This window comes from Acinetobacter sp. YH12112 (assembly GCF_013418945.1).
GTDB classification, from domain to species: domain Bacteria; phylum Pseudomonadota; class Gammaproteobacteria; order Pseudomonadales; family Moraxellaceae; genus Acinetobacter; species Acinetobacter indicus.
The window spans coordinates 26,534-53,501 of sequence record NZ_VPBA01000010.1; the positions used below are offsets into that span (position 1 = coordinate 26,534).

Sequence of the window (26,968 nt, forward strand, 5' to 3'; positions counted from 1 at the left end):
GTGTAATTATTGATTAATAGTCAATAATATTTTGCAAATTACCCAGTTTTTAAGCAAGTCTTTTTTCTACAAAATAGCCTCATTCCATGAAACAAGTTATCGAGTAAAAAATGAATATCGTTCCTCAATTCGGCCTAGGTACTTTCCGTTTAACAGGTGACACTGTCATTGAGTCTGTGAAAACTGCACTAGAAGTCGGTTATCGTGCGGTCGATACTGCTCAAATCTATGGTAATGAAGCCGAAGTTGGTCAAGCCATTGAACTCAGTGGTATCAATCGTCAAGATCTTTTTCTCACCACAAAAATCTGGATGGAAAATTACTCAGCAGAAAAATTGATTCCAAGCTTAAAAGAAAGTTTGCATAAACTAAAAACCGATACCGTGAATCTAACCTTGATCCACTGGCCTGCCCCAAGTACAGGTGTAAACATTACAGAACTCATGCAGAACTTATTGCAAGCGAAACAACAAGGTTTGACCGAACACATTGGTATTTCTAACTTCAATATTGAGCTGACTCAACAGGCGATTGAGAGTATTGGGCTAGAAAACATCGCAACCAACCAAATTGAACTCAGTCCTTACCTACAAAACCATCAACTGGTTGATTTCCTCCAAGCACAAAACATTGATGTCACTTCATATATGACACTGGCTTACGGTAAGGTTTTGAATGATCCTGTTTTAATGCACATCGCGCAGCAACATCAAGTATCGACTGCACAAATTAGCTTGGCTTGGGCATTACAACGTGGTTTTGCAGTCATACCTTCTTCAACCAAACGTGAACACTTGATGTCCAACTTAAAGGCGCAAGAGATTCAACTATCGACTGAAGAAATGATGGCAATTACGCAATTAGACCGAAATCAACGTGAAGTTAATCCTGAAGGATTAGCACCGATTTGGGATTGAGCATCGCTATGAAAATTAATTTTCCACTTTTGGCACTTGCAGTGGGTGCTTTTGCCATTGGAACCACCGAGTTTTCACCCATGGGCTTTTTGCCTGAAATTGCCAACGATTTGTCCGTTTCAATTCCACAAGCCGGACTGCTGATTAGTGCCTATGCAGTAGGTGTCATGATTGGGGCTCCGCTCATGACCTTATGGCTGGCACGCTTTCCTAAGAAAACCGCTTTAATCCTATTGATGGCTATTTTCACGATTGGGAATGTGTTGGCGACCGTTGCACCTGATTATATGAGCTTAATGGGTGCACGTTTAATTACCAGTTTAAACCATGGTGCATTCTTTGGCTTAGGTTCGGTGGTGGCGGCCAGTGTTGTGCCTAAAGACAAACAAGCCAGTGCAGTCGCCATGATGTTTATGGGTCTCACCATTGCCAATATTGGCGGTGTGCCACTTGCAACGTGGCTCAGTCAAAATACCAGTTGGCGCATGGCTTTTGCTGCGATTTCAATCTTAGGCATTATGACCATATTGGCACTATGGAAAGCACTCCCACAAGATCACGATGTGGTTAAACCGAATGTAGCAAAAGAATTACGTGTTTTAACACGTGCGCCTGTCGTCCTTGCTTTATTAACCACGGTCATGAGCGCGGGCGCAATGTTTGCGTTATATACCTACATTGCTCCGAGCCTACATGTATTTATGCAGGCATCACCGCAAACCATCACCTTGATGTTGGTGTTAATCGGGATCGGTTTCTCTATTGGTAACCATTTTGGCGGAAAGTTTGCCGATCTATCCCTAGAGAAAACCCTGATAGGCTTCCTTGTACTTTTGATGGTGATGATGCTTGTTTTCCCAGTATTAGCGCAAACAACCGTTGGTGCGGCGATTGGCTTAGTGATTTGGGGTACGGCAGCATTTGCGGTAGTACCACCACTGCAAATGCGCGTCATGTCAGTTGCAGCAGATGCGCCTGGTCTCGCCTCTTCAGTTAACATTGGCGCGTTTAACTTAGGCAATGCCTTAGGTGCCTTTGCAGGTGCAACCGTATTAAGTATGCAACTCAGCTATGCAGCGGTTTCATATGCAGGTGCCGCACTCAGCTTTATGGCCTTAATCTTGGTTTTACTGCAGATGAAGTTCGGTCTCAGCAAGAAAGCCTGTGAAGCCGTTTAAGCCTTACACGACTAAACCAATCAAAAAAAGACCTACACTGCTGTAGGTCTTTTTTATACTTAGTGTTTTTGTTGTTCCAATTTCAAAAAGTCCGCAATCAGCTTGGTTGCCCAAGACTCTGTATTAAGTGCCCCTTCATAGAAGCCACAATGGCTGCCTTTTTTGGTGGTCACCACCATAATATTCGGCATTTGACGGATCATGTCTTTATACGGTTCAAAATTTTTAATGTGACAAACGGGATCATCTTCGGCGTTTAAAATCATCAGGGGAATTTTGACATTCTGGAACACATAAATCGGGTTAATGGCTTTGCTATAACTTTCATAATCATGATAGCCAGCCATCTCAAAATAGGCCTGCTCAAATTCGGCCAGGTTTTGTGCGGTAATGACTTTGGCCAGCGATTTGGTTTTCTGCCAGCTACTCCGATAAGGATCAATAAAGGCCTGAATCACCTTTTTGGTCATGACTTTGCTATAAAACGGATGAACATGATTAAAGCCAATTTCGGTGTCATACCCCGGGCACAATGCAAAGGCAGCTTTAAGTGGTGTTTCATCGCCTTCTTCACCTAAATAACGCACCAGCAAACCGGTGCCTGCCGATGAACCTACGCCATACAGGGCAGAAACTGGAAATTTTTGCTGAATAAACTGGATCTGTTCCCGTAAATCTTCGGTGGAACCAAACAGGCAGATTTTCGGAACCGGCATAGGCAAGTTGGCATGACCACGGCGTAAACATAGGGCAATACGCCAGCCGGTCTGCTGATGTAAATCCCGCACCAGCTCGCTCATGCTCTCGGCAGTGCCAACAATAGTGTGCATTACAATAATGGTTGGGGTGCATGGTGGCAGATGCAGACCGTACCAGGCAATAGCCGTTACACCACCATCGGACATGTTCAGCTGCTCAATGGCATCGTAATGCAGGCGGATGGTTTTTTTCTTGATTAAGTCAAAATAAAGCAGATGCGCATGGGTATTGGACAGCCACGGGGTTGGCCGGTATTTCTGTTTCAGTTGCGGTAAAACATCAATACAGCGCCGGATTTGACCTTCGGGATTAAAGTATAAGGTCGGTTCTGCGGCGCCGGTCCATTCATCAATCAAGCGCTGGGTGAGCTGGGCCATTTTCTGGATCACAAATTTCATGTTTTGTTCCCCCTTTTATGGTTTGGCTTATATCATGCTAGTTCTCTCATGTTATGAAGTCAGTTGAGTTCAGGGCTTAGATCAGGTGGGCATAAATTGTGCCATCCTTTGTCCCATCTCGGCAGCCAGAGCTTCGAGGCCGCTTTTAGGACGAATCATCACTTCAAAATCAATGATCTGACCTTGATCATTGAAGCGGATCATATCAATACCCTTGAGTTTTTTATCTCCCACCTGGGCAGAAAACTCAAGCACAACATTGTTACCGTCTGCAGCATAAAATTCACGGTGATAGCTAAAGTTCTCAAAGACCTGAATTACATTGGTCAGAATAAAAAACACCACCTGCTTGCCGGCATAAGGCTGATAGGCCACCGGAGAACGAAACACCACCTCATCGGCCAGCAGTTCATTCAGGATGGCCATATCACGCTGTTCAAGCATCTGGTGCCAACGGGCAATCGCGGTTTTGGTGATGTGTAAGGTCATTTTGGGGTCCTTTTTTGTTTTGATATTTCATTGCTATATAAACTCCCCCTGAGCAAGTTTTAAAGCATTGCTTTACAACGAAGTGCAAGAAAGGAGGATTTAGGGGAGTTTTTCTACAAGAATCCCTCCCAACCTCCCTTTTTCAAAGGAAGGAGTTGATTCTATTCAGCGAATTCCCTCTGCGTCCAGAAGATGAGCAACCCTGCTGCACAGGGCAGAGGCGGTTATTCACCCTCTCCCCAGCGCTCTTCCATAGGGAGAGGGTGAAGGAATTGCATTAAATTTTCGCCGCCAACTCTGCGCCCTGACGGATTGCGCGTTTGGCATCTAACTCACCGGCTTCCTTGGCACCGCCAATCAGATGCACATTTTTACCCGCAGCTTGCAGCTGATCGTACATAGCAGTATAAGATTCTTGTCCGGCACAGATCACCACATTTTCAACTTCCAACAGCATCGGCTGGTCATTGACCGTAATATGCAGCCCCTGATCATCAATTTTCTGGTAGCTTACGCCGGCCATCATTTTAACGTCACGGTTTTTTAAGCCGGTACGATGAATCCAGCCGGTGGTTTTGCCCAGGCCTGCTCCCACCGAAGATGCTTTACGCTGCAATAAATAGATTTCATGATTGGAGGCTTCTACCTGTGCCGGTTTCAGGCCACCGACATGCTCATATTCGGTATCAATCCCCCATTCATCATAGAATTTTTCCGGATTCAGACTGCCACTTTCACCGGCATGACTTAAGTATTCTGCGGTATCAAAACCAATTCCACCGGCACCAATAATCGCAACCCGTTTCGCCACCGGTCGACGCTCTTTCAGCACATCCAGATAGCTCAGGACTTTTGGATGATCAATTCCTTCAATGTCCAGCTGACGTGGAGTTACCCCTGTTGCCACCACAATCTCGTCAAAACTGCTCTTGCTCAGCTCATCAAAGCTAGCCGTATGATTCAGTTTTAGCTGAATGCGTGGCTGCAACTCAATTTGACGTTTGAAATAACGCAAGGTTTCATAAAATTCTTCTTTGCCCGGAATGGTCTTGGCAATATTAAACTGCCCGCCAATCTGGTTAGAGGCTTCAAAAATGGTGACTTCATGGCCACGATCTGCCGCATAAATTGCAAAGCTTAAACCGGCGGGACCAGCCCCAATTACCGCAATATTTTTTGGCTGGCTCGCTTCTTTAAAGATCAGCTCGGTTTCATGACAGGCACGTGGATTGACCAGACAGGAGGCAATTTTCATGGAGAAAATATGGTCCAGACAGGCCTGGTTACAGGCAATACAGGTATTAATTTCATCGCTACGGCCCTGCTCGGCTTTTACTACAAAATCGGCATCTGCCAAAAATGGACGTGCCATTGACACCATATCGGCCTGACCGGTCGCCAGTACATGCTCTGCCATTTCCGGGGTATTAATCCGGTTGGAGGTGATTAAAGGAATTTTGACTTCACCTTTGAGCTTTTCTGTGACCCAGCTAAAAGCCGCACGCGGCACTTTGGTGGCAATGGTCGGAATACGTGCTTCATGCCAGCCAATACCGGTATTAATAATGGTCGCACCCGCTTTTTCAATTTCTTTGGCCAGCTGCACCACTTCTTCAAAACTTGATCCGCCTTCGACCAGATCCAGCATCGACAGACGATAGATAATAATGAAGTTTTCGCCGACTTCAGCACGGGTACGTTTCACGATTTCAATCGGAAAGCGAATCCGGTTTTCATAGCTACCGCCCCATTCATCATCACGATGATTGGTGCGCTTGGCAATAAACTCGTTAATCAAGTAGCCTTCCGAACCCATAATTTCAACACCGTCATAACCGGCATATTTGGCCAGCTTGGCACAGTTGGCAAAATCGGCAATGGTCTGCTGCACTTCGGCCGAGGTGAGTGCATGCGGTTTAGACGGGTTAATAGGCGCCTGAATCGCGGATGGCGCCACAATATCCGGCTGATAGGAATATCGTCCGGTATGCAAAATCTGCAAGGCGATTTTACCGCCCGCTTCATGCACGGCTTGGGTGACCACTTTATGTTTTTCAGCTTCGGCCAAGGTGTCAAGTTTATTGCCACCTGCAAAGGTTAAGCCGGCATCATTTGGAGAAATCCCGCCGGTTACAATCAGGCCTACGCCGCCTTTGGCACGCTCTGCATAGAATGCTGCCATCCGTGCATAACCATTTGGTGCTTCTTCAAGACCCACGTGCATAGAACCCATAAGTACGCGGTTTTTTAAGGTGGTAAAGCCTAAATCAAGCGGGGCTAACAGATGCGGATAATTCGACATATTCTCTCCTTGGCTGGCCAAAAGCGGGCTATTTTTATGTTAATGCAACTTGTTGCATAAATTTATATGCGAATTTTGACTTTTATGCAACATGTTGCATAATATTTTAGATTCATACTTGCATGATCTCATCTATGTCTTTAGCCCATGTATTACTCACCAGCCTGATTGAAAAACCCAGCACGGGCATTGAACTGGCCCGGCGCTTTGATCGCTCGATGGGCTTTTTCTGGAATGCCACCCATCAGCAGATTTATCGTGAATTAAACAGCATGCTCAGCAAAGGCTGGATTTCCACTTTGGCTGAAGAAGATGCCCAAGGCCGTAAAAAAACCTATCAGGTTGAGGCCGCAGGCCGGGTCGAACTGGCCGACTGGATGGTCAAGCAAGGTCCTCCGGCGCAGCTCCGTGAAGAACTGATGGTGCGTTTACGGGCCGAAGCACAACTCGGCGGTAATGAGGTTTTGCCCGAGCTAGAGCGGCATTTACAGTTGCATCAGGAAAAATTGCAGCTGTATCAGGCCATTTATGCCAAAGACTTTGCCCAGCAGACCGACGAAAATCGTACCTTATATATTCATAAAATGATTTTACAGCTGGGTATCGAGCAGGAAATCGGCTGGATTCGCTGGCTGGAAGCGGTGATTCCGGCGCTAAAAGCTTTTGATCAACAACAATAAAATTTCAAGGAATAAAATCTCATGCCGTATTATGTCATGCCCGATGGCGAAGGTTTATTTGTGCGTGAATTTGGTCAGGGCCAACCGGTGCTGGTGCTGTCCGGTTTGGGCATGCACAGCTGGCAATGGCTGCCGTTTTTGTGGCCGCTACGCAAACAGTTCCGTTTTATTATTCCCGACTGGCGCGGCTTTGGCGGTTCGAAACAGTGCCGTATTCCGGAGCTGGATGCCATTTCCAGCCACTGGCAGGATGTGCAATCCTTAATTCAGCAACTACAGCTGCAACAGTTTATAATCGTTGCCTATTCGATGGGTGCGACCACTGCCATGCATGGTATGCAATATGGACAGCTGGCAGCGCAGTTAAAAGCTTATTTGCATATTGATCAGACCCCGAAAATCATGGTGGATGAACACTGGGCCTATGGCCTGTTTGGCCAGCAGCACAGCCGCTTCAAACAGATCTTATCCGAACTGTCCGCACTATTTACGGAACACGCACATCTTCAGTGGATTCACGATTTAAATAACACAGCCAAAGATCAACTATGTGCTTTATGGATGCAGTTTATTGAGCTGCAAAATAACAACCCGCGCCAGCGAGCCATCTTTTGTAAAATCCTGCAACAGCCACGTTTGCAACATCTGCTATTACCCTCATCTCGACTGGACTATATGGCCTGGTATATCCGCAACTATTTAGAACATGCCGAAGATTATCGCGAGGCTTTAAGCCAGCTGAACTGTCCTACGGTGTTTTTTAGCGGGGTGCAATCGGTGCTCTATCCGGTACAGGGACAAACCCTGATTGCCCAAAGTGTGGCACAGGCACGGCAGGTGTTGTTTGAAAAATCAGGGCATACTCCGCTACTGACTGAGCCGCTGAAATTTGCCCGTGAAATTAAACGCTTTTTGTTGCAGCATCAGTAAGTATCTGCATCAATATTTATAGCGCACTCAATAAAAAAAGCCGAACAGTGTGAGGTTCGGCAAAAAGCAAGTGAAGATTAGCAATCAAGGCAAAGCGCTAGGCAATTTTCCCATCAATAATGCCCTGCTGTTTTAAAGCCTGCAGTTCTTCGGCAGATTTAAAACGGGACAGAATATAGGCCGTATGTTCACCCAGTTGTGGGGGTGCCTGTCGGTATTCGACTGGGGTATCTGACAGCTTGATTGGTGATGCAATCATCCTAAATTGCGCATTTAAACTGTGCGGCAAATTAACCAGCATCTGCCGATGCTGAATTTGTGGCTCAGCCAAGGCATCTTCAATCGAGTTAATTACACCGACCGGCACTTTGACCGCATGAATCCGGCGTACCCATTCCTCTGCATTAATTACAAAATGCAGCAATTCCGGTCTGTGCACGGCCCAGAATTAAAGCATGTACATCATGAGTACCTTCATAGGTATTCACGACTTCCAGATTAACCAGATGACGGGCTACACCAAATTCATCAGAAATCCCGTTACCGCCCATCATGTCACGTGCTAGACGTGCAATATCCAGGGCCTTACCACAGTTATTGCGCTTGATCAGTGAAGTCCCTTCAACTGACGCGATACCTTCATCTTTCATGCGACCAAAACGTAATGCTACCTGTAAACCAAGGGCAATTTCAGTTTGCATATCGGCCAGTTTTTTCTGAATCAGCTGGTTTGCTGCCAATGGACGGCCAAACTGTTTACGGTCCATGGTGTATTGATGTGCGGTATGCCAGCAAAATTCTGCTGCGCCCATCGCACCCCAGGCAATCCCGTAACGGGCACTGTTCAGGCAGGTAAATGGACCTTTCAAGCCACGCACTTCTGGAAATGCATTTTCTTCTGGGACAAAGACGTTATCCATCACAATTTCACCGGTGATCGAGGCACGTAAACCGACTTTGCCATGGATCGCAGGTGCAGACAGCCCTTCCCAGCCTTTTTCCAGAATAAATCCGCGGATGTCACCGACATTGCCTTCAGGTGAAACCTCTTTGGCCCAGACCACAAATACATCGGCAATTGGGCTATTGGTAATCCACATTTTCGCGCCCGTTAAACGGTAACCGCCATCAACTTTTTTGGCACGGGTAATCATGCTGCCCGGGTCAGAACCATGATCAGGTTCGGTCAGACCAAAACAGCCAATATATTCACCAGTCGCCAGTTTCGGTAAATACTTCTGTTTTTGTTCTTCCGAGCCAAATTCATTAATCGGCACCATCACCAGTGAGCTTTGTACACTGGCCATAGAACGGTAACCTGAATCGACACGTTCAACTTCACGGGCAATCAGACCATAGCTGACATAATTTAAACCGGCACCGCCATACTGTTCAGGAATGGTTGGGCCTAGTAAGCCTAGCTCGCCCATTTCACGGAAAATGGTCGGATCGGTTTTTTCATGACGGAACTGTTCTAATACACGTGGCATCAGCTTGTCCTGACAATAGGCTGCAGCAGTATCACGGATCATGCGTTCTTCTGCAGTCAGCTGCTGCTCCAGCAGGAATGGGTCTTGCCAGTCAAAATGTACTTTACGGCCTGAATGTGAATTTACCATTTGATTCATAGCTTCCTCTGCCTGAATAATGTTCTCGTTGTTTGTGTTGATACTATGTGTGAAAAATAATATTTTCAAACGAGATTTTTTAATGCAGATATGCATTCTCCGCATATCTTAAATAAGCATATTCATACTGGAGCTGCGCATCGCGTTAAAACCTGTGAAGAAACAATAAAAAATAACCAAATTGGCGATCATAGCGCCTTCATCTATGCTATTTTCAAATACCTGTGCAGATAAAGGATGATCTGAAATGCGGCGTAATATTCCATCTTTACAGGCCTTGCTCTGCTTTGAGTCGGCAGCCAAACATTGCAGTTATACCCATGCCTCGCAAGAGCTGTTTATTACCCAAAGTGCGGTTTCCCGGCAAATCCAGCAGCTGGAAGAATTTCTTGGCTTAAGCCTGTTTATCCGGACCCGGCATGGAGTCGAACTGACGCCTGCAGGACAGCATTATTATAAAAGTATCAAACCCTATTTACTGGGGCTGGAGCAAAGCACGCTCGATGTGATGTCGCATAAAGGATTAGGTGGCACCTTAAAACTGGGTGTGGTACCAACTTTTGCCACGCGCTGGCTGGTGCCGAAGCTGCATCGTTTTAACCAGCGCTATCCGGAAATTACCATCCATTTGGAAACCAGCACCAAACCGTTTTTATTTAATGAAAATATTTTTGATGCGGCCATTTATGCCGGCACGCAGCAGCAGATTGATCATTGGCCCGGAATCCACACCCATTTTTTAATGAAGGAAGATGTGGTGCCGGTGTGCTCACCGCAGCTGATTGCCCGGCATTTTCCTGCGGCACAAAAAAGCCATCGCTATGGTTATAACCTGGCTGCTGAACAATTACAGCAACTGCCCTTATTACAGCAAACCACACGACCGACCATCTGGCAGGAATGGTTTCAGACCCAGCAGATTGAGCATGCCCATCCGTATGATGGACAGCGTCATGAACTGTTTTCGATGCTGGCTGTGGCCGCCAGTCATGGCATGGGAATGGCGCTCATCCCGCAAATGCTGATTCAGCAGGAATTAACCAGCGGTGAACTGGTACTGGCCTCAGATCAGCAGCTCAGCGGCCGGCGCTCCTATTATCTGGTACATTCCAGTCAGGAAAATTCAGTTTTAATTCAGAAATTTGTAGAATGGATGCAACAGGAAGTCACGCACAGTATCGCCACACAGGAATCTACCTATGCCTAAACTGATTGTTTTCTCCGGTGCCGGAATGAGCGCCGAAAGCGGGATTAATACCTTCCGTGATAGCGATGGATTGTGGGAACAGCATCGGGTGGAAGATGTGGCCACGCCGGAAGCCTGGGCCAAAAATCCGGCGCTGGTGCAGCGTTTTTATAATGAACGGCGCAAAAATATTCTGAATGCCCAGCCCAACGCGGCACATCAATTGATTGCCGAACTGGAACAGTATTTTGATGTGGCTGTTATTACCCAGAATATTGATGATCTGCATGAACGTGCCGGTAGCCAGCAGGTATTACATTTGCATGGCAATATCCGGCTGGCCAAAACTTCCGGACCCGATGCACAAACCACTACCCGCTTTTACCCGATTGAAGGCGCCGAGCTGGATTTGGAACGCGATGTCTGTGATGCGGGTTATCCGCTACGGCCACATGTGGTCTGGTTTGGTGAGGCGGTACCAGCCTATGAACAAGCGATTGAATGGGTGCAGGATGCCGATATTTTTATTGTGATTGGCAGCAGTCTGGCGGTCTACCCGGTGGCCGGTCTGGTTCATGAAATTCCGGCCAGCTGTCAGGCCTTTTATATTGATCCGAAAGCCAATCAGCAGCATTTACCAGCACAATATGAATGTATTGCCGCCACTGCAACCCAAGGTTTGGCACAGTTAAAGCCGCGTCTGCTGGCGGCCCTGTAAGTTGAATCAAAACCATCGGTCAAACACAAAAGGCTCAAAGCCAATACATGACCTTAAGCCTTTATTGTTTTACTGAAGCAGTCAGTGTCTTAACTGACTTGGGCAAAAACCGCTTCCGGTGGTGTTACCTCACTGACCAGATTATGCAGAGCGAAAATTTCATCAAGCTGATCCTGAGTCAGTAATTCCTGCTCCAGTACCACCTGCTGAATGGTTTTGTTTTCAGCAATACACAGTTTCCCGATTTCATCACATTTGGCATGACCTAGAATCGGATCAAGCAAAGTGACAATACCGACGCTACGCATCACCGCATCATGGCAAGCCTGTTCATTGGCCTGAATGCCCTGAATACATTTCTCATCCAGACTTTTCATGGCTTGAGTCAATAACTGGATGGATTCATGAATCGACACGGCAATCACCGGTTCCATCACGTTTAACTGCAACTGCCCGGCTTCGGCCGCCATGGTCACGGTCAGGTCATTGCCAATCACTTTAAAGGCAATCTGGTTCACCACTTCCGGAATGACCGGATTGACCTTGGCCGGCATAATCGAAGAACCGGCCTGCAACTCCGGTAACCGGATTTCCCCCAGACCGGTACGCGGGCCAGAACTTAATAAACGCAGGTCATTACAGATTTTCGATAATTTCACTGCCAGACGTTTCAGTGTGCTGGATAAAATGATGAAAACCCCACAGTCGCTGGTGGCTTCAACATAATCTTCTGCGCCAATTAACGGCAGGCCGCTAATCTCTTTTAAAGCCTGCACCGCTTCCTGGGCATAGCCTTTGGGAGTATTTACACCCGTACCAATCGCGGTAGCGCCGAGGTTAATTTCCAATAACAACTGACGGGTCCGGTCAATCAGTTTTAAATCTTCTTTTAACAAGGTGGCAAAGGCACGGAACTCCTGCCCCAAGGTCATCGGCACGGCATCTTGCAGCTGGGTCCGGCCCATTTTCAGCACATACTGAAATTCAGCTACTTTCTTGTAGAAACTGTCAATCAGGTTACGCATCTGTACGAACAGGTCATCCAGACTGTAATACGTGGCTAAACGCAAGGCTGTCGGATAGACATCATTGGTGGATTGCGACTTATTAACATGATCATTCGGATGAATGGAAAAATAACTGCCTTTTTCCAGACCCAGATACTCTAAGGCGATATTGGCAATCACCTCATTGCTGTTCATGTTAATCGACGTTCCGGCACCGCCCTGATAAACATCTAAAGGGAAATGCGCACGCCATGCAGCAGGCTGTTCAATCAGCTGGTCACAGGCATACTGAATCGCCTCAGCCACCTGCGGGGAGATTTTTTCAAACTGTAAATTGGTTTGTGCAGATGCTTTTTTCACTTGCGCCAAAGCACGAATGAAATGCAGGTTTTCACCGACCTGCTGATTGGAGATCTGGAAGTTCTCCAAGGCACGCAAGGTATGAATACCATAATAACTGTCTGCCGGCACTTCTTTAGCACCTAGCAAATCATGCTCTATTCTTGTTTTCTCTGTCTGAACCGTAATCACACTGTTTACTCACTATTTCGCACCAATATTGTGCATAAGAAAATCTTAAACCTGTGCCAGCCTGAAACTACACAAGATTGATACGCTTTTTGAAATATTTAATTACACATTCTTTCTGAATGTACTGGATGTAACATAATGTAAATTTACTCCATTTTTAAGCCAGATTTAACAGATTCTCTCCATATTTGCAAAAATAAAAATATTCACCGCTTTATTCAAAATTTTGACTTAATAATTTTCCGCTCATTGCAGCCTTTTGCAATTGTATCTAAAGCTACAAACTGCAACATAAGACCGCTATAAATCCCGTCGAAATGTTACAGAACGTAATTTTAATTCCATGCTTGAATCAGCTCCTTGAAAAAATGCGCAAAAAATCATCTCGGATGGATGAACGCTTACAGACAAAGGATGGGCATATGAGTCAACTGAATCCCACATTAATTACCTTTATATTTTATATCGTGGCCATGATCGGTATCGGGCTGTATGCCTACAAGGCCACCACAGATTTCTCGGATTATATTCTTGGGGGCCGCAGTCTGGGCAGCGTGGTGACTGCGCTTTCTGCCGGCGCATCGGATATGAGCGGCTGGCTGCTGATGGGTTTACCCGGTGCAATCTATCTGGCCGGATTATCTGAAGCCTGGATCGCCATCGGCCTGATTATTGGTGCATGGTTAAACTGGCTTCTGGTCGCCGGGCGTTTGCGGGTCCATACCGAAGTACAAAACAATGCCCTGACCCTGCCAGATTATTTCACCAGCCGTTTTGGCGACCGCAAGAAAATCCTGCGCGTCAGTTCAGCACTGGTGATTCTGGTATTTTTCGCGATTTACTGTGCATCCGGCATGGTGGCCGGTGCGCGTTTATTTGAAAGCCTGTTTGGCTGGTCCTATACCACGGCGCTGTGGATTGGCGCGATAGCCACCATCAGCTATGTCTGTATTGGCGGCTTCCTGGCAATTAGCTGGACCGATACCTTCCAGGCCGGACTGATGATTTTTGCCCTGCTGATTACTCCCATCATGACCTATCTGGCACTGGGTGATCATAGCCAGCAGATTGGTCTGTTACTGGAAACTGCACGCCCACATGCCACACAAATGCTGTCCGGTTTAAGTTTTATTGCTATTTTATCTTCCTTGGCATGGGGCTTAGGCTATTTTGGACAACCGCATATTCTGGTCCGCTTTATGGCAGCCGATTCGGTTAAAACCATTCCGGCGGCGCGTAAAATTGGTATGAGCTGGATGATTCTCTGTCTGGGCGGTGCAGTCGGTGCCGGTTTCATTGCCATTGCCTATTTCCAGCAATTTCCAGAACTGGCCGCTGTGGTGAATCAGAACCCGGAAACCGTGTTTATGGAGCTGACCAAAATCCTGTTTAATCCGTGGATTGCCGGGATTATTCTGGCCGCCATTCTAGCCGCGGTCATGAGTACACTCAGCTGCCAGTTACTGGTCTGCTCCAGTACCTTAACTGAAGATTTATACAAGGCTTTTTTACGCAAAAATGCCTCACAAAAAGAGCTGGTCTGGGTCGGCCGTTTTATGGTGTTGTTGATTGCAATGCTGGCAATCTGGCTGGCCAGCAATCCATCGAGTAAAGTCCTAGGTCTAGTGGCCTATGCCTGGGCCGGTTTTGGGGCGGCTTTTGGTCCTCTCATTATTCTGTCGCTGTTCTGGAAACGCATGACCCTGAAAGGCGCGATTGCCGGGATGCTAGTCGGTGCGATGACCGTGATTGTCTGGAAAAATGTCATGGCCGATACCGGACTCTATGAAATTATTCCCGGCTTTATTCTGGCCAGCCTGAGTATTGTAATAGTCAGTCTGCTCGACCGGGCACCAAGTACAGAGGTGATTGAGCGCTTTGAACAGTCAGATGCCGAGTACAAAAAAGCCATGCAGGAAATGAACAGCTAGCACAGCAATCTACCGAATTGATTGATCATCCATAAAAAAAGGAGCTTCGGCTCCTTTTGGGTTTTAACGGAAAATACAGACAAAGATGACGGTTTATTTGGCCTTGTGCTGATATTTCAGTTTCAATTGCGAGCTTTCCTTAATCACTTCCATCACCGGATAACTGCGGGTTTCTTTCACCCCCGGCAACTGCCATAAAATTTGCCCGGAAATCTTACGGAATTCTTCCATATTGGCGCAGCGGATTTTGACTACAAAATCGAAACCACCACTAATCATGTGACATTCCACAATTTCCGGATGCTGCAAAATCGCATCTGAAAATTCCTCCAGTACATTCGGCGTGGTTTTATCCAGCAGAATTTCCACAAATACCACAAAACTGCTATTCAGCAACTCCGGATTCAGCTTGGCTTCATAGCCCAGAATAAAACCATCTTTACTCAGTTTCTGTACCCGCGCCAGCGCAGCAGTTGGCGATAAATTGACGGCTTCTGCCAGTTTAATATTTGAAATCCGGCCATCTTTTTGCAGAATATCCAGAATTTTAATGTCAGTGCGATCCAGGCTCATCATTCCATTCATAATCCGTATTTATCTCTAAAAATAACAAAAATTATAGTGAGTTATTCGGCATATTTTCTGTGATCATAAATTATATAAGGTACACCGTTCAACTAAAATATATCGTCACAGGATGTTGGCATGAACATGATGGATAGCGAAACCCATTTCGACGACGCAAAACCGCATTTGGATTACATCACTGAATTCAAAGAAAAAAATGAGGCAGAAATTGCCATTAATACGGCATGGCGTCGCCCTGAAAGTGAATGTGTCAGCCACTTACTCGAGCACAGTGAAATTCCTGATGCACTGAACAGCCAAATTTATGAGCTGGCTTTTCAGCTGGCCCACTCCCTGCGTGAACGTAAAAATTCCAGCGGTAAAGCCGGTCTGGTGCAAGGCCTGTTGCAAGAGTTCTCCCTCTCTTCACAAGAAGGCATCGCCCTGATGTGTCTGGCCGAAGCGCTATTACGTATTCCCGATACCGCAACCCGTGATCTGCTGATCCGTGACAAGATCAACCAGGGCAACTGGAAAGAGCATTTAGGCCAAAGTAACCTGATGTTTGTAAATGCTGCCGCCTGGGGCTTAATGCTAACCGGCAAGCTGATGGAAACCCCGAAACAGAACAGTTTAAGCGGTATTCTGACTGGCCTGCTGGCGCGCAGTGGCCGTGGCATTATCCGTAAAGCGGTAGATGTGGCGATGCGGATGATGGGTGAGCAGTTCGTGACTGGTGAAACCATTAGCGAAGCCCTGCAACATGCCGAACCCTTAGAAGAAAAAGGTTTCCGTTATTCTTATGACATGCTCGGTGAAGCGGCCCTGACCGAACACGATGCAGAGCGTTATTTTGATGACTATCAAAATGCCATCCATGCCATTGGCCAGGCCTCTAAAGATAAAGATGTTTATACCGGTCCGGGGATTTCGATCAAGCTCTCTGCCCTGCATCCACGTTATCAGCGTGCTCAAATTGACCGCGTACATACCGAACTGTATGACAAGGTGCTGCAACTGGCGGTGCTGGCCAAGGACTACAATATTGGCCTGAATATTGATGCCGAAGAATCTGAACGACTGGAAATGTCGCTAGAGTTGCTGGAGCGTCTGTGTTTTGAACCGGCACTGGATAACTGGAAAGGCATTGGCTTTGTGATTCAGGCCTACCAGAAACGCTGCTTCTATGTGGTAGATTATGTGGTTGATCTGGCCAAACGCAGCCAGAAACGCCTGATGATCCGTCTGGTGAAAGGCGCCTATTGGGACAGCGAAATCAAGAAAGCGCAAATTGATGGCATGTCAGATTATCCAGTGTTTACCCGTAAAGTGCATACCGATCTGTCCTATATTGCCTGCGCGAAAAAATTACTGGCGGCACCGGAACAGATTTATCCGCAGTTTGCGACTCACAATGCTCAAACGCTGGCCACGATTTATCATCTGGCCGATCCAGCGCGCTATTATGCTGGCCAATACGAGTTCCAATGCCTGCATGGTATGGGCGAGCCGTTGTATGAAAATGTGGTCGGCTCGAAACAGCAGCAGAAGCTCGGTGTGCCGTGCCGTATTTATGCGCCGGTCGGTAACCATGAAACCCTGCTGGCCTATCTGGTACGTCGTTTGCTGGAAAATGGTGCCAATACCTCTTTCGTCAACCGTATTGCCGATAAGACCCTGAACATTGAAGATCTGATCGAAAATCCGCATCAGACCATTTTAGCCACAGCTCAACAGGAACAGAAAGTCGGCCAGAAACATCCGGCGATTCCCTTACCACATGAACTGTACGGCGTGCAGCGCGACAACTCTGCTGGACTGGACTTAGCCAATGATCAGGACTTGGCGGCATTAAATACAACCGCGCAGCATCTGCATCAACATCAATGGACTGCCCAGCCGATGGGTGAAGGCTTAACCGCCGAAGACAGTGCCGATGTACACGCAATTTTAAACCCGGCTCAGCATCAGGATATTGTTGGTCATGTGCAGGAAGCCACTGCAGCACAGGTCAATCAGGCGCTGGAAAATGCGGTACAGGCACAAGCCGTCTGGGCCAATATTTCCAAACATGAACGCGCACAATGTCTGGAACGTGCTGCCGATTTAATGCAGGCACGCCTGCAACCGCTCATGCTGCTCCTCTGCCGCGAAAGTGGCAAGACCTATGCCAATGCTATTGCCGAAGTGCGTGAAGCAATTGATTTCCTGCGCTACTATGCCGCACAGATGCGTGATCTGGACATCAATACCCAGATTATTCCGCTAGGGCCGGTGCTATGTATCAGCCCGTGGAATTTCCCGCTGGCGATTTTTAGCGGCCAGATTGCCGCGGCACTGGTGGCTGGCAATACCGTTCTGGCCAAACCGGCCGAGCAGACCCCGCTGATTGCAGCGCAAGCGGTGCAGATTTTATGGGATGCCGGCATTCCGCAAAATGTACTGCAACTGCTGCCGGGACGTGGTGAAACAGTCGGTGCGCAGCTGAGTCAGGATGAACGGATTCAGGGCATTATGTTTACCGGCTCGACTGAAGTCGCCAAAATCCTGAATCAGACCGTGGCCAAACGTTTAAGCCAGACTGGTGGTGCCATTCCGCTCATTGCGGAAACTGGCGGGCAAAACGCCATGATTGTTGATTCTTCAGCCCTGACTGAACAGGTGATTCTGGATGCGGTCAGCTCTGCTTACGACAGTGCCGGTCAGCGCTGCTCTGCCCTGCGAATTCTATGTGTGCAGGAAGATAATGCCGACACGGTACTGACTATGCTCAAAGGTGCCATGCAGCAGTTGCGCGTCGGTAATCCTTATTTGCTGAAAACCGATATTGGCCCGGTGATTGACCTGGAAGCACAGAACAATATTGAGCGTCATATTGAAAAAATGCGCATTAAGGGCTATCCGGTGCATCAGTTGATGTGGAATAAGCAAAGCGATGCAAGCTTGCAACACGGCACTTTTGTACCACCAACGCTGATTGAACTGCCGCATCTGGATGATCTGGAGCGTGAAGTATTTGGCCCGGTACTGCATGTGATTCGCTACCGTTACGGACAGCTTGATCAACTGCTGGCGCAAATCAATGCCAAAGGTTATGGCCTGACCATGGGCTTGCATACCCGTATTGATGAAACCATTCATAGCGTAATTGCCCAGGCCGAAGTCGGCAACCTGTATATCAACCGTAATATTGTTGGTGCGGTGGTCGGGGTGCAACCTTTTGGCGGCGAAGGCCTGTCGGGGACCGGACCTAAGGCCGGTGGACCGCTGTATCTCTACCGCTTAATGCAATACTGCTCGCAGAAAAAACTGGCTCAACCATTTGCGGCGCAGGCTCTGCATCCAGCAGCAATGCCTGCCCTGTATAGCCAACTGGTGGACTGGGTACAGGCCGAGTTCCCGCAGCAGCTGATTCAGCTACCGGAAAAAATTGCCACGGGTCAGAGTTTTAACCTGACTGGCCCAACCGGTGAAAGTAACCAGTATACGATTTTGCCCCGCCATGCCGTGCTATCCCTGGCTGAACAGGAGCTGGATCAGATTCATCAGTTACTGGCGATTTTTGCAGTCGGCAGTCAGCCGGTGGTTCTGGCAGAAAACCGCTTCATGCTGAAATATCTGCCGAAAATGCCGCCAGAGATTGCCCAGCGGATTCGCGTGATCCCAGACTTGCTGCATGGCGATTATGATGCAGTGCTGCATCATGGCAGCTCGGCGCAATTGCTGGAGTTACAGCAAACGGTAGCGCAGCGTGCCGGAGCGATTGTCGGCATCAGCCATCTCAAACCGAATGATCCGAAAATTCCGCTGGAACGTCTGGTGATTGAACGGGCCATCAGCATTAATACTGCTGCAGCTGGAGGGAACGCCAGCCTGATGACGCTGGATTAAAGCCGCTCCTTTTCATGGTGTTATTCCTCTTTGCCAAACCAACTCTCCCTGGTCTCTGTTGGTTTGGCTTTTTTTATCTTTGCTCTCGCAAGTGATCTATTTCCCGGCTTTAATCTGCCGATCTGTTGAGCCGAAGCTCGATTTCTTCCCTCACGCTACCGCAATTTAAGGTTTGCACAGAATATCTTTAGGCATCTGCCTGAAACTTTGTTACCATCCCCTGTTTCAATGGGTTTGTGATTTTTACTGCATATGACTTCATCTTATCAGCAACAACTTGATGCCAAAGTTGCACGTCTTTCTGCACAGTTTGCCGCATTTAATCCTCCAGCGCTGGAGGTGTTTGCCTCGCCTGAACAGCATTTCCGTATGCGTGCAGAATTCCGGATTTGGCATACCGAAGATGACCTGTTTTATGCCATGTTTGAACGCGATGAGCAGCAGAATAAAAAAGTCATTCGAATTGATGAATTTCCAATTGCCGATGCCAGCATCAACCAGTTAATGCCGGTACTGCTGAACGCCTTAAAAGCAGAACCACTGTTATCCAATCGCCTGTTTGAAGTGCATTTTCTGGCAACCTTAAAAGGTGAAATGCTGGTTTCACTGATTTATCGCTGTCCATTAACTGCAGAGTGGGAAGCGCTGGCCAAACAGCTGGCCGAGCAACTACAGATTAAGATTATTGGCCGGAGCCGTGGCCAGAAACTGGTGCTGAGCGATGAGTTTGTGGTGGAAGAACTGCAAGTCTTTGAGCGCCAATATCAATACAAACAGATTGAAAGCAGCTTTACCCAGCCGAATGCGCGCGTTTGCCAGCACATGCTGGAATGGGCCTGTACAGCTGCCGGACGCTCCAATCAGGACCTGTTAGAGCTGTACTGTGGCAATGGTAACTTTACCCTGCCGCTGTCGACCCGTTTTAATCGCGTCTTAGCCACAGAACTGGCCAAATCTTCAGTTTATGCGGCGCAGTGGAATATTGAGCAGAACCAGATTGACAATATTCAGGTGGCGCGTTTATCTGCCGAAGAATTTACCCAGGCCTACAACGGCGAGCGTGAATTCCGCCGTTTGCAGGAAGCCGGCATTGAGATGTCCAGCTATCAGTTTGATACCGTGTTTGTGGACCCACCACGTGCCGGTATTGATGCCGAAACCTTAAAACTGTTGCAGCGTTTTGAGCGGATCATTTATATCTCCTGTAATCCGGATACGCTGCATGACAATTTGCAGACTTTGGCCAACACCCACATGATCACCCAATTTGCCCTGTTTGATCAATTCCCTTATACCCATCATGTGGAATCCGGTGTCTTACTGGAAAAGATCTAAAACAATTTGTTTCAAATTATATTATTCAGCCCGAAAAGGAAGATTTTTTAATCTTCCTTTTTTCTTATAAAAACAAGCAACTTAGTTATAATCAAGGCTTATAGCCATCATAATTACGTTTAAACTGTTACAAGCTATCGAAATTTCTAGAGTCTGTTTGCTGCTTTTATCACTTTAGTCGACTTGCATTAATTTTTAAATTGGCTATATTTCGAGCTATGTTAGGTTGCAAATGAAGGCTCTATGAGTTTTTGGCAAAAGCTGTTCGCTCAGGAACAGCAAAACGAGCATAAGAATCAGATTGCTTGTGTTGAAAATGATTGCTCTTGTAAGACAAATGAACAGCTTCTTGAAGCTTTAGCAAAAGCGACAGATGAAGATGTGATTATCGGTATTAAAAAGGTTCTCGCTTCGCGCGGCTATAGCCGTAAAGAGTTGAATGAACTTCAACATTTACCCCTGCAATAGCAGAGTCTGACCACAGAAAAAGGCATTTAGAATTTCTAGGTGCCTTTTTTTATTGGTCTGATTTTAATCAGATTTCTTAGTTTTGACATTTTTTTCATGTATGCTCAAGGGCTTAGATCAGTCTTGATCGTATTTTTAATTCAATACATAACAATAAGGACACCATGATGAACAACAAAATGATCGGCGCTCTTACCCTTCCACTGCTCTGCCTGGCCCTCACAGGCTGCGACCGTATGCCGGCAGAATGTGAAGAAGCCTGGAACAAAATGGACAGCTTGAGCACAAAAATGGGGCTTTCGGAAGAACAGCGTCAATTCCAGAAAAAACAGTTTGAGGCCGGAATCAAAGAAATGTCGACTGAAGATGCCAAACGCCTCTGCAGCCAGCAAACCCAGACCCTGGGCATTATTGGCCAGTAGATTTTTCTGGCTCAGTCGCGCAGGCTGAATCATCAATATACGCCAGCATCGGGCCAACTGCGCGGTACTGGCGATGGCGTTTTAAGGCCACAATATACACAGAAGACACTGAACCATCCAAGTACAGCGCATTCGGTGTCTTAAGCTGCTGCTGAAACAGCCGGGCAAAGTCATAAAAATTAATTGGCTGCTGGCTAATCATAAAATACAGAGTGGCGTCTTTCAGCCCAACACCATTGCGGATTTTTCTGGAATCGGAATCCGGAATAAAGTTCGGGTTAATTTTTCCATCAATCACCAGCATCGGGCCAGATTGGGTGGCATATTTCGGTTGCACATTGGCCTGCTGATACTGCTGGGTGGTCATCAACAGTGGTTGCTTATCCCAGGCCAGTACGCCATTCGGCTGAATCAGAAAATTGCCCCAGCCTTGGGTCTGGGTATTTAACTTGCTTACCCTCTTGCCCTCTTCAATATACAGCCCGACGGGTGCATAATCGGCATGGAACATCCCGGCATTCATGGCAAACTCTAGCTGCTGGCACGGTTGCAGATCATCCTGGAGCGCAGTGAAATAACGATAGGGCTGCTGCGCCGTATTCTTTAATACCAGCTTCAGCTGCGCCGTCGATCGGATTTCCGTGACATCAAAATCACCCAGCCTATGTTTCAGCTGCCAGCTGTGGATTTGCGGCTGTGCCTGCGCCCAGTTTGCACTGCAAGCACACAGCAGAATCAGCAGTTTTAACAGTGGTTTGGCGGTGACTCGCGCAAAGTACTGTCCTAACTTTTTCATTACAACTGTTCCCTGTTCATCGTTGTATAATTCAGCCATTCTTGTCGCAACCCTGTCGATTCTTGTGCCAAGAAGCAGTACACTAGAGCTTTAAAATACACCTGTCACTTTACTAATGTCACAATGCTCAAGCAGAACACACGGTTCCCTTTAGGGGCGCATCTGATTGTCAAACATTTCGGCTACACCCACCACGGGATTTATGCCGGACGTGGTCGTGTTATTCATTATTCCGGTTTTGCGCATTTATTTAAAAAACATCCCATCGAAATCACCAGCCTGGACAAGTTCAGTCATGGCAAACCGGTGCATGTGCAGCATTATGATCAACCCAAATATAAAGGCCGTAAAGTGGTGCGCCGGATGCGTTCACGGATGCATGAAAATAATTATCACCTGATTATCAACAACTGCGAACATTTATGCACCTGGGCCATTACCGGCGTGGAAAGCAGTCCGCAAGTCTTCCGGATGATGAACCGCTTAACCACCATTGGTTATGTCAGCTCCTTAATGAGCTATATGAACAGCATGATGCTGACCCTGACCACCACCTGTTTTGCCCTGGTGCTGTATATTAAAAAGAAATTGCGCGACAAAGCCAAAATGCAGATGCCGACCCATCTGTTTTATAAACACGATGAAAAGAAATAACACACCGGATCATCTGTAAATCAAATTTTTTTTAATTTAACGTGCTACTTCCTTTCAACGTTTACTTTCCATTTTCAACACCGCATAAAAAAGCCCGCTGAGTCCAGCAGGCTTTTTCAATCATCTAGCAAAATGCGCTTTTATTTGCCCGGTTTGAAGCTGTCTTTTAAGTCCAGAATACGGTTAAACACTGGTGTTTCGCTAGTATGATCATACTGATCTGCCACGAAATAACCTTCACGTTCAAACTGGAAACGATCTTCTGCTTGCGCTTGCGCTAAAGCCGGCTCAATAACCGCTTGTACCACTTTCAATGAGTCCGGATTCAGATTCGCCAGGAAGTCATCGCCGACTTCTGGGTCAGATTCGGTGAACAGACGGTCGTAAATGCGTACTTCGGCTTTCACACCTTTGGTGGCAGATACCCAGTGAATCACGCCTTTCACTTTACGGCCTTCCGGGTTTTTACCTAAAGTTTCAGGGTCGATTGAACATTTCAGCTCAACAACTTCACCGTTGTCATCTTTAATGATTTCGTCGCACTTGATCACATAGGCATGACGTAAACGCACTTCACCGCCCGGAATCAGACGTTTAAAGCCTTTTGGTGGCTCTTCTTCGAAATCTTTACGGTCAATATAGATTTCAGAGGTGAGCGGAATGACACGCTCACCCATATCTACGTTTGGATGGCGCGAATGAGTCAGATCCATTTCTGCTGGCAGATTGGTTAACGTCACTTTTAATGGATTCAGCACGGCCATACCACGCGCTGCGGTATTTTCCAGCGACTGACGGATGCAGTATTCCAGCATTGCCACATCGACGATACCGTCAGACTTCGACACACCAACGCGCTTACAGAAATCACGCAAGCCTTCCGGAGTAAAGCCACGACGACGCATACCCACTACGGTTGGCATACGCGGGTCATCCCAACCCTTAACAAAACCACCTTCTACCAGACGGCGCAGCTTACGCTTTGAAGTAATGGTGTAATCGACGTTTAAACGGCTGGATTCATACTGACGTGGTACTGCCGCTGATTTTACCTTTTCCACCACCCAGTCATAGAACGGACGGTGATCCTGGAATTCAAGCGTACACAGTGAATGAGTAATGCCTTCAATCGCATCGGATAATGGATGCGCATAGTCGTACATCGGGTACATTTTCCATTTGTCACCGGTTTGGTGATGCTCAGAATGCAGCACGCGGTACAAAATTGGGTCACGCATATGTACGTTTGGCGATGCCATATCAATTTTGGCACGCAATACCGCCTGGCCTTCGCCCAGTGCACCATTACGCATCTGTTCAAAACGCGCCAGGTTGTCTTCTACAGACGCGTCACGGTACGGCGAGTTTTTGCCCGGCTCGACAAATGAACCACGATTCAGCTTGATTTCTTCAGGGGTTTGCAAATCGACATAGGCATCACCCTGTTCAATTAACTGCACCGCCCAGCTATACAACTGGTCAAAATAGCTCGACGCATAGCGTGGCTCGCCATTCCAGTTAAAGCCTAACCATTTCACGTCGTTGGCAATACCATCTACATATTCTTGTTCTTCGGCATCCGGGTTGGTATCGTCAAAACGTAAGTTACATAAACCGTTAAATTCTTCGGCAATCCCGAAATTCAGGCAAATTGCTTTCACGTGACCAATATGTAAGTAACCGTTCGGTTCTGGTGGGAAACGTGTGATCACTTTTTCAGTACGGCCTGCTGCCAGATCATCAGTAATGACCTGACGCACAAAATCTAAGCCCGGCTGTTGTTCTTGCTGCGCAGCATCGACAGAGGCATGGTTACTTGGTGTCGGGGTGTTAGGCAGAGATGAAACAGCATCATTCGGCTTCATAGTTAATAAATCACTTCTAGATAAAAATTTAGGATAATTAAAACGCTATTCCCACTTTTTAACAAAGAAAATAACGTTTTTACTTGCCTTGTAGTTTACAGTTTGCTTATGCTTCTCTCAACCAAAAAACCCATGGCTTTTTTGTCCATGATTAGGAGATAACACAATGAGTTTTCCTCAAGTCGAATTAAACACCAACAAAGGTCGTATTGTTCTTGAGCTTAACACTGAAAAAGCACCTAAAACTGCTGAGAACTTCCTTCAATACGTTCGTGACGGTTTCTATGATGGCGTAATTTTCCACCGTGTCATCGATGGTTTCATGATTCAAGGCGGCGGCTTTGATGAAAACTTCAAAGAAAAAGCAACCCGTGATTCAATCGAAAACGAAGCAGACAATGGTCTGAGCAATGACGAAGGTACCATCGCAATGGCGCGTACCCAGGCTCCGCACTCTGCATCTGCTCAATTCTTCATTAACGTGAAAAACAACTCCTTCCTGAACCACACGGGCAAAACTGCACAAGGTTGGGGTTATGCCGTATTTGGTAAAGTTGTTGAAGGTATGGACGTAGTTGCTGAAATCAAAGGCGTACGTACAGGCAACCGTGGTTACCACGCTGATGTTCCACTAGAAAATGTGGTGATTGAATCTGCCAAGATCATTTCTGAATAAGAATCCCTCCCTACCTCCCTTTATTTAAGAGCGTTGGGAGATTCCAAGGAAAAGATTGTGACCTATCTGTTTATTTCAGATTTACATTTGTCACCTGATCACCCTCGACTCGTTCGGGGGTTTTTAGATTTATTACGTGCTTATCAGGATCAAAACACCCAGCTGTATATTTTAGGCGACTGGTTCAATGCCTGGATTGGCGATGACTACACCGCCCCTTGGCTGGATGAAATTGTCAGCGCTTTAAAACAGTTTAATGCCGCAGGCAATCAGCTGTATTTTCAGGTCGGCAACCGCGATTTCGCACTGCATGAGGTTTTTTTACAGCAGTTTAACGGGCAATTATTACCTGAAATTGACACCCTCATTATTGGCCAGACCCGCTATCGTCTGGAACATGGCGATGCCTTGTGCACCGATGATGTGTCCTATCAGCGCTTTAAAAAAGTTATCCGTCATCCGCTCGTACTGTGTCTGTTAAGAAAAACTCCGCTGTCCTTTCGCAGCAAACTGGCCAACGGTTTTCGCAAACAAAGCCGCGCTTCTAAAGAAGTCAAATCATATGAAGTGATGGATGTGAATCCGGCTGCGGTAACGCAGGCTTTGGCCGAGGTGGATGTACTGATTCATGGTCATACCCATCGACCAGCCATCCATGAGCTGAATGGCAAAAAGCGGATTGTGCTGGGGGACTGGCGTGCGCATGAGGCACTGATTCTGGAAATTGATCCTGAACAGCCTACCACTCACCTGCAACTGAAACGCTGGACCTATTAAGCAGCAGGTGGATGACTATAAATCCCCACCTCCTGCATCATCTGTCAGGTTAATAATGACCGCTTAATACCCCCCTTCAGGTTTTACCCAGCTCGCTCCGGTTTTATATTTGGCCAGCAGCTCACGCAAGGAATTCATTAATACGCTGGTATCGACACCGACAGCGACAAATTCGGTACCCAGTTCAATATATTTTTGCGTCACGTCATGTTGAGTCGATAAAATCCCGGCCGCTTTACCCGATGCGCGAATTCGTTGAATTGCATCAACCACTGCGTTTTGCACGTCAGGATGGTTCGGATTGCCTTCATAACCCATAGTGGCAGATAAATCTACTGCGCCAATAAATACCCCATCAATGCCCTCGACTTTTAAGATGTTATCCAGATTTTCCAGCCCTGTAACTGACTCAATCTGAATCAGCAAACAGATATTTTCATGTGCAGTGGCATAATAATCCGGAATACTGTTCCAGCGTGTGGCACGTGCCAAAGCCGCACCTACACCGCGAATCCCTTCCGGTGGATAACGCACTGCTTTAACCATCAGTTCGGCCTGCTCCACGGTTTCCACCATCGGAATCAATAAGGTTTGTGCGCCAATATCCAGCAACTGTTTAATAAGCTGCACACTGCCAATTGGCGGACGGACCACCGCCTGTGACGGATAGGCCGCAATACTTTGCAGCTGGGCCAGTGTGGTTCTTAAATCACTGGGCGCATGTTCCCCATCAATCAGCAACCAGTCATAACCGGCATTGGCCGCAATTTCAGTGCCATAGGCATCGGCCAGACCGACCCATAAACCAATCTGCTGCTGGGTTTTTAATTTATGTTTAAAGTGATTACGATAGTCCATCGACA

Annotated in this window: 23 protein-coding genes and 1 pseudogene; 14 read left to right on the top strand and 10 right to left on the bottom strand. The window is 47.0% G+C overall.

Translation table 11 applies throughout. From position 1 onward, the window contains the following. Window positions 1-110 precede the first annotated feature (110 nt). Together dkgB and FTU50_RS05440 are read left to right on the top strand one after the other, a co-directional pair. Complete coding sequence (dkgB, locus tag FTU50_RS05435) at window positions 111-917, top strand: 2,5-didehydrogluconate reductase DkgB (RefSeq protein WP_075167984.1); 807 nt, start codon at window positions 111-113, stop codon at window positions 915-917. An 8-nt stretch (window positions 918-925) separates the two neighbouring features. Next, window positions 926-2,095: an MFS transporter gene (locus FTU50_RS05440; RefSeq protein WP_075167985.1), complete on the top strand. Its 1,170-nt coding sequence runs from the start codon at window positions 926-928 to the stop codon at window positions 2,093-2,095. 59 nt (window positions 2,096-2,154) lie between these two features. On the opposite strand, the gene FTU50_RS05445 is transcribed toward FTU50_RS05440, so the two are convergent. The 3 genes from FTU50_RS05445 to FTU50_RS05455 form a co-directional block, all read right to left on the bottom strand. Further along, window positions 2,155-3,252: a YheT family hydrolase gene (locus FTU50_RS05445; RefSeq protein ID WP_180069566.1), complete on the bottom strand. Its 1,098-nt coding sequence runs from the start codon at window positions 3,250-3,252 to the stop codon at window positions 2,155-2,157. An 81-nt stretch (window positions 3,253-3,333) separates the two neighbouring features. Beyond that, on the bottom strand, window positions 3,334-3,741 hold the full coding sequence (locus FTU50_RS05450; protein WP_075166817.1) for a nuclear transport factor 2 family protein: 408 nt from the start codon (window positions 3,739-3,741) through the stop codon (window positions 3,334-3,336). A gap of 277 nt (window positions 3,742-4,018) precedes the next feature. Then, entirely contained in the window at window positions 4,019-6,043 is a 2,025-nt protein-coding gene (locus FTU50_RS05455; protein WP_180069569.1) for an NADPH-dependent 2,4-dienoyl-CoA reductase, read from the bottom strand. A 134-nt stretch (window positions 6,044-6,177) separates the two neighbouring features. Here FTU50_RS05455 and FTU50_RS05460 point away from each other — a divergent pair, with 134 nt between their 5' ends. Continuing rightward, a complete protein-coding gene (locus FTU50_RS05460; RefSeq protein WP_160243061.1) occupies window positions 6,178-6,723 on the top strand; it encodes a PadR family transcriptional regulator in 546 nt (181 codons plus the stop codon). Between the two features lie 21 nt (window positions 6,724-6,744). Continuing rightward, window positions 6,745-7,653 carry an alpha/beta fold hydrolase gene (locus tag FTU50_RS05465; protein WP_180069572.1) on the top strand — a complete coding sequence of 303 codons (909 nt, stop codon included), beginning with the start codon at window positions 6,745-6,747 and terminating at the stop codon, window positions 7,651-7,653. Between the two features lie 97 nt (window positions 7,654-7,750). Here FTU50_RS05465 and FTU50_RS05470 read toward each other — a convergent pair. Next, window positions 7,751-8,056 (bottom strand): annotated as a pseudogene (locus FTU50_RS05470) (CoA transferase); the annotation flags it as partial. A 1-nt stretch (window position 8,057) separates the two neighbouring features. Further along, window positions 8,058-9,281 (bottom strand): acyl-CoA dehydrogenase, encoded by a 1,224-nt coding sequence (locus FTU50_RS05475; protein WP_104490393.1) that lies wholly within the window; start codon window positions 9,279-9,281, stop codon window positions 8,058-8,060. Between the two features lie 247 nt (window positions 9,282-9,528). Here FTU50_RS05475 and FTU50_RS05480 point away from each other — a divergent pair, with 247 nt between their 5' ends. Next, window positions 9,529-10,488: a LysR substrate-binding domain-containing protein gene (locus FTU50_RS05480; protein WP_075174550.1), complete on the top strand. Its 960-nt coding sequence runs from the start codon at window positions 9,529-9,531 to the stop codon at window positions 10,486-10,488. Next, window positions 10,481-11,185: an NAD-dependent deacylase gene (locus FTU50_RS05485; RefSeq protein WP_075166825.1), complete on the top strand. Its 705-nt coding sequence runs from the start codon at window positions 10,481-10,483 to the stop codon at window positions 11,183-11,185. The genes FTU50_RS05480 and FTU50_RS05485 overlap by 8 nt, the downstream gene beginning before the upstream one ends. 89 nt (window positions 11,186-11,274) lie before the next feature. Here the strand turns inward: FTU50_RS05485 and aspA are convergent, their stop codons facing one another. Continuing rightward, complete coding sequence (aspA, locus tag FTU50_RS05490) at window positions 11,275-12,723, bottom strand: aspartate ammonia-lyase (RefSeq protein WP_075166826.1); 1,449 nt, start codon at window positions 12,721-12,723, stop codon at window positions 11,275-11,277. 422 nt (window positions 12,724-13,145) lie between these two features. On the opposite strand from aspA, the gene putP reads away from it, so the two are divergent. After that, complete coding sequence (gene putP / locus FTU50_RS05495) at window positions 13,146-14,654, top strand: sodium/proline symporter PutP (protein ID WP_104490403.1); 1,509 nt, start codon at window positions 13,146-13,148, stop codon at window positions 14,652-14,654. A 93-nt stretch (window positions 14,655-14,747) separates the two neighbouring features. On the opposite strand, the gene FTU50_RS05500 is transcribed toward putP, so the two are convergent. Next, window positions 14,748-15,230 (bottom strand): Lrp/AsnC ligand binding domain-containing protein, encoded by a 483-nt coding sequence (locus FTU50_RS05500; protein ID WP_005178547.1) that lies wholly within the window; start codon window positions 15,228-15,230, stop codon window positions 14,748-14,750. A gap of 129 nt (window positions 15,231-15,359) precedes the next feature. Between FTU50_RS05500 and putA the strand changes: the two genes are divergently transcribed. From putA to FTU50_RS05520, 4 genes are all read left to right on the top strand, one after another. Further along, window positions 15,360-19,112 carry a trifunctional transcriptional regulator/proline dehydrogenase/L-glutamate gamma-semialdehyde dehydrogenase gene (gene putA, locus FTU50_RS05505; RefSeq protein WP_180069575.1) on the top strand — a complete coding sequence of 1,251 codons (3,753 nt, stop codon included), beginning with the start codon at window positions 15,360-15,362 and terminating at the stop codon, window positions 19,110-19,112. A 252-nt stretch (window positions 19,113-19,364) separates the two neighbouring features. Continuing rightward, the gene (gene trmA / locus FTU50_RS05510; protein ID WP_180069577.1) at window positions 19,365-20,447 is read left to right on the top strand and encodes a tRNA (uridine(54)-C5)-methyltransferase TrmA; all 1,083 of its coding nucleotides are present in this window, start codon (window positions 19,365-19,367) and stop codon (window positions 20,445-20,447) included. Between the two features lie 243 nt (window positions 20,448-20,690). Continuing rightward, window positions 20,691-20,915, top strand: coding sequence for a hypothetical protein (locus tag FTU50_RS05515; protein ID WP_005178553.1), 225 nt, complete (start codon window positions 20,691-20,693; stop codon window positions 20,913-20,915). A 167-nt stretch (window positions 20,916-21,082) separates the two neighbouring features. Continuing rightward, window positions 21,083-21,337, top strand: a complete 255-nt coding sequence (locus tag FTU50_RS05520) for a hypothetical protein (RefSeq protein ID WP_228151028.1) — start codon at window positions 21,083-21,085, stop codon at window positions 21,335-21,337. Here FTU50_RS05520 and FTU50_RS05525 read toward each other — a convergent pair. Next, the gene (locus tag FTU50_RS05525) at window positions 21,324-22,172 is read right to left on the bottom strand and encodes a phosphodiester glycosidase family protein (protein ID WP_168390630.1); all 849 of its coding nucleotides are present in this window, start codon (window positions 22,170-22,172) and stop codon (window positions 21,324-21,326) included. The two genes, FTU50_RS05520 and FTU50_RS05525, sit on opposite strands and share 14 nt — an antisense overlap. A gap of 84 nt (window positions 22,173-22,256) precedes the next feature. Between FTU50_RS05525 and FTU50_RS05530 the strand changes: the two genes are divergently transcribed. Continuing rightward, window positions 22,257-22,787, top strand: a complete 531-nt coding sequence (locus tag FTU50_RS05530) for a lecithin retinol acyltransferase family protein (protein ID WP_016659043.1) — start codon at window positions 22,257-22,259, stop codon at window positions 22,785-22,787. A 140-nt stretch (window positions 22,788-22,927) separates the two neighbouring features. Here FTU50_RS05530 and FTU50_RS05535 read toward each other — a convergent pair whose 3' ends face one another. Beyond that, on the bottom strand, window positions 22,928-24,652 hold the full coding sequence (locus FTU50_RS05535; protein ID WP_104484319.1) for a glutamine--tRNA ligase/YqeY domain fusion protein: 1,725 nt from the start codon (window positions 24,650-24,652) through the stop codon (window positions 22,928-22,930). A 166-nt stretch (window positions 24,653-24,818) separates the two neighbouring features. On the opposite strand from FTU50_RS05535, the gene FTU50_RS05540 reads away from it, so the two are divergent. Both FTU50_RS05540 and FTU50_RS05545 read left to right on the top strand, forming a co-directional pair. Continuing rightward, on the top strand, window positions 24,819-25,328 hold the full coding sequence (locus FTU50_RS05540; protein ID WP_005178561.1) for a peptidylprolyl isomerase: 510 nt from the start codon (window positions 24,819-24,821) through the stop codon (window positions 25,326-25,328). Window positions 25,329-25,385: 57 nt separating this feature from the next. Then, window positions 25,386-26,105 carry a UDP-2,3-diacylglucosamine diphosphatase gene (locus FTU50_RS05545; protein WP_075174557.1) on the top strand — a complete coding sequence of 240 codons (720 nt, stop codon included), beginning with the start codon at window positions 25,386-25,388 and terminating at the stop codon, window positions 26,103-26,105. 63 nt (window positions 26,106-26,168) lie between these two features. Here FTU50_RS05545 and hpaI read toward each other — a convergent pair whose 3' ends face one another. Beyond that, window positions 26,169-26,963: a 4-hydroxy-2-oxoheptanedioate aldolase gene (gene hpaI / locus FTU50_RS05550; protein WP_075166833.1), complete on the bottom strand. Its 795-nt coding sequence runs from the start codon at window positions 26,961-26,963 to the stop codon at window positions 26,169-26,171. Between the last annotated feature and the right edge of the window lie 5 nt (window positions 26,964-26,968).

Bases quoted from the DNA above. Each gene is read 5' to 3' on its own strand.
- dkgB (WP_075167984.1), top strand. From the start codon at position 111: ATGAATATCGTTCCTCAATTCGGCCTAGGTACTTTCCGTTTAACAGGT.
- FTU50_RS05440 (WP_075167985.1), top strand. From the start codon at position 926: ATGAAAATTAATTTTCCACTTTTGGCACTTGCAGTGGGTGCTTTTGCC.
- FTU50_RS05445 (WP_180069566.1), bottom strand. From the start codon at position 3,252: ATGAAATTTGTGATCCAGAAAATGGCCCAGCTCACCCAGCGCTTGATT.
- FTU50_RS05450 (WP_075166817.1), bottom strand. From the start codon at position 3,741: ATGACCTTACACATCACCAAAACCGCGATTGCCCGTTGGCACCAGATG.
- FTU50_RS05455 (WP_180069569.1), bottom strand. From the start codon at position 6,043: ATGTCGAATTATCCGCATCTGTTAGCCCCGCTTGATTTAGGCTTTACC.
- FTU50_RS05460 (WP_160243061.1), top strand. From the start codon at position 6,178: ATGTCTTTAGCCCATGTATTACTCACCAGCCTGATTGAAAAACCCAGC.
- FTU50_RS05465 (WP_180069572.1), top strand. From the start codon at position 6,745: ATGCCGTATTATGTCATGCCCGATGGCGAAGGTTTATTTGTGCGTGAA.
- FTU50_RS05475 (WP_104490393.1), bottom strand. From the start codon at position 9,281: ATGAATCAAATGGTAAATTCACATTCAGGCCGTAAAGTACATTTTGAC.
- FTU50_RS05480 (WP_075174550.1), top strand. From the start codon at position 9,529: ATGCGGCGTAATATTCCATCTTTACAGGCCTTGCTCTGCTTTGAGTCG.
- FTU50_RS05485 (WP_075166825.1), top strand. From the start codon at position 10,481: ATGCCTAAACTGATTGTTTTCTCCGGTGCCGGAATGAGCGCCGAAAGC.
- putP (WP_104490403.1), top strand. From the start codon at position 13,146: ATGAGTCAACTGAATCCCACATTAATTACCTTTATATTTTATATCGTG.
- FTU50_RS05500 (WP_005178547.1), bottom strand. From the start codon at position 15,230: ATGATGAGCCTGGATCGCACTGACATTAAAATTCTGGATATTCTGCAA.
- putA (WP_180069575.1), top strand. From the start codon at position 15,360: ATGAACATGATGGATAGCGAAACCCATTTCGACGACGCAAAACCGCAT.
- trmA (WP_180069577.1), top strand. From the start codon at position 19,365: ATGACTTCATCTTATCAGCAACAACTTGATGCCAAAGTTGCACGTCTT.
- FTU50_RS05515 (WP_005178553.1), top strand. From the start codon at position 20,691: ATGAGTTTTTGGCAAAAGCTGTTCGCTCAGGAACAGCAAAACGAGCAT.
- FTU50_RS05520 (WP_228151028.1), top strand. From the start codon at position 21,083: ATGAACAACAAAATGATCGGCGCTCTTACCCTTCCACTGCTCTGCCTG.
- FTU50_RS05525 (WP_168390630.1), bottom strand. From the start codon at position 22,172: ATGGCTGAATTATACAACGATGAACAGGGAACAGTTGTAATGAAAAAG.
- FTU50_RS05530 (WP_016659043.1), top strand. From the start codon at position 22,257: ATGCTCAAGCAGAACACACGGTTCCCTTTAGGGGCGCATCTGATTGTC.
- FTU50_RS05535 (WP_104484319.1), bottom strand. From the start codon at position 24,652: ATGAAGCCGAATGATGCTGTTTCATCTCTGCCTAACACCCCGACACCA.
- FTU50_RS05540 (WP_005178561.1), top strand. From the start codon at position 24,819: ATGAGTTTTCCTCAAGTCGAATTAAACACCAACAAAGGTCGTATTGTT.
- hpaI (WP_075166833.1), bottom strand. From the start codon at position 26,963: ATGGACTATCGTAATCACTTTAAACATAAATTAAAAACCCAGCAGCAG.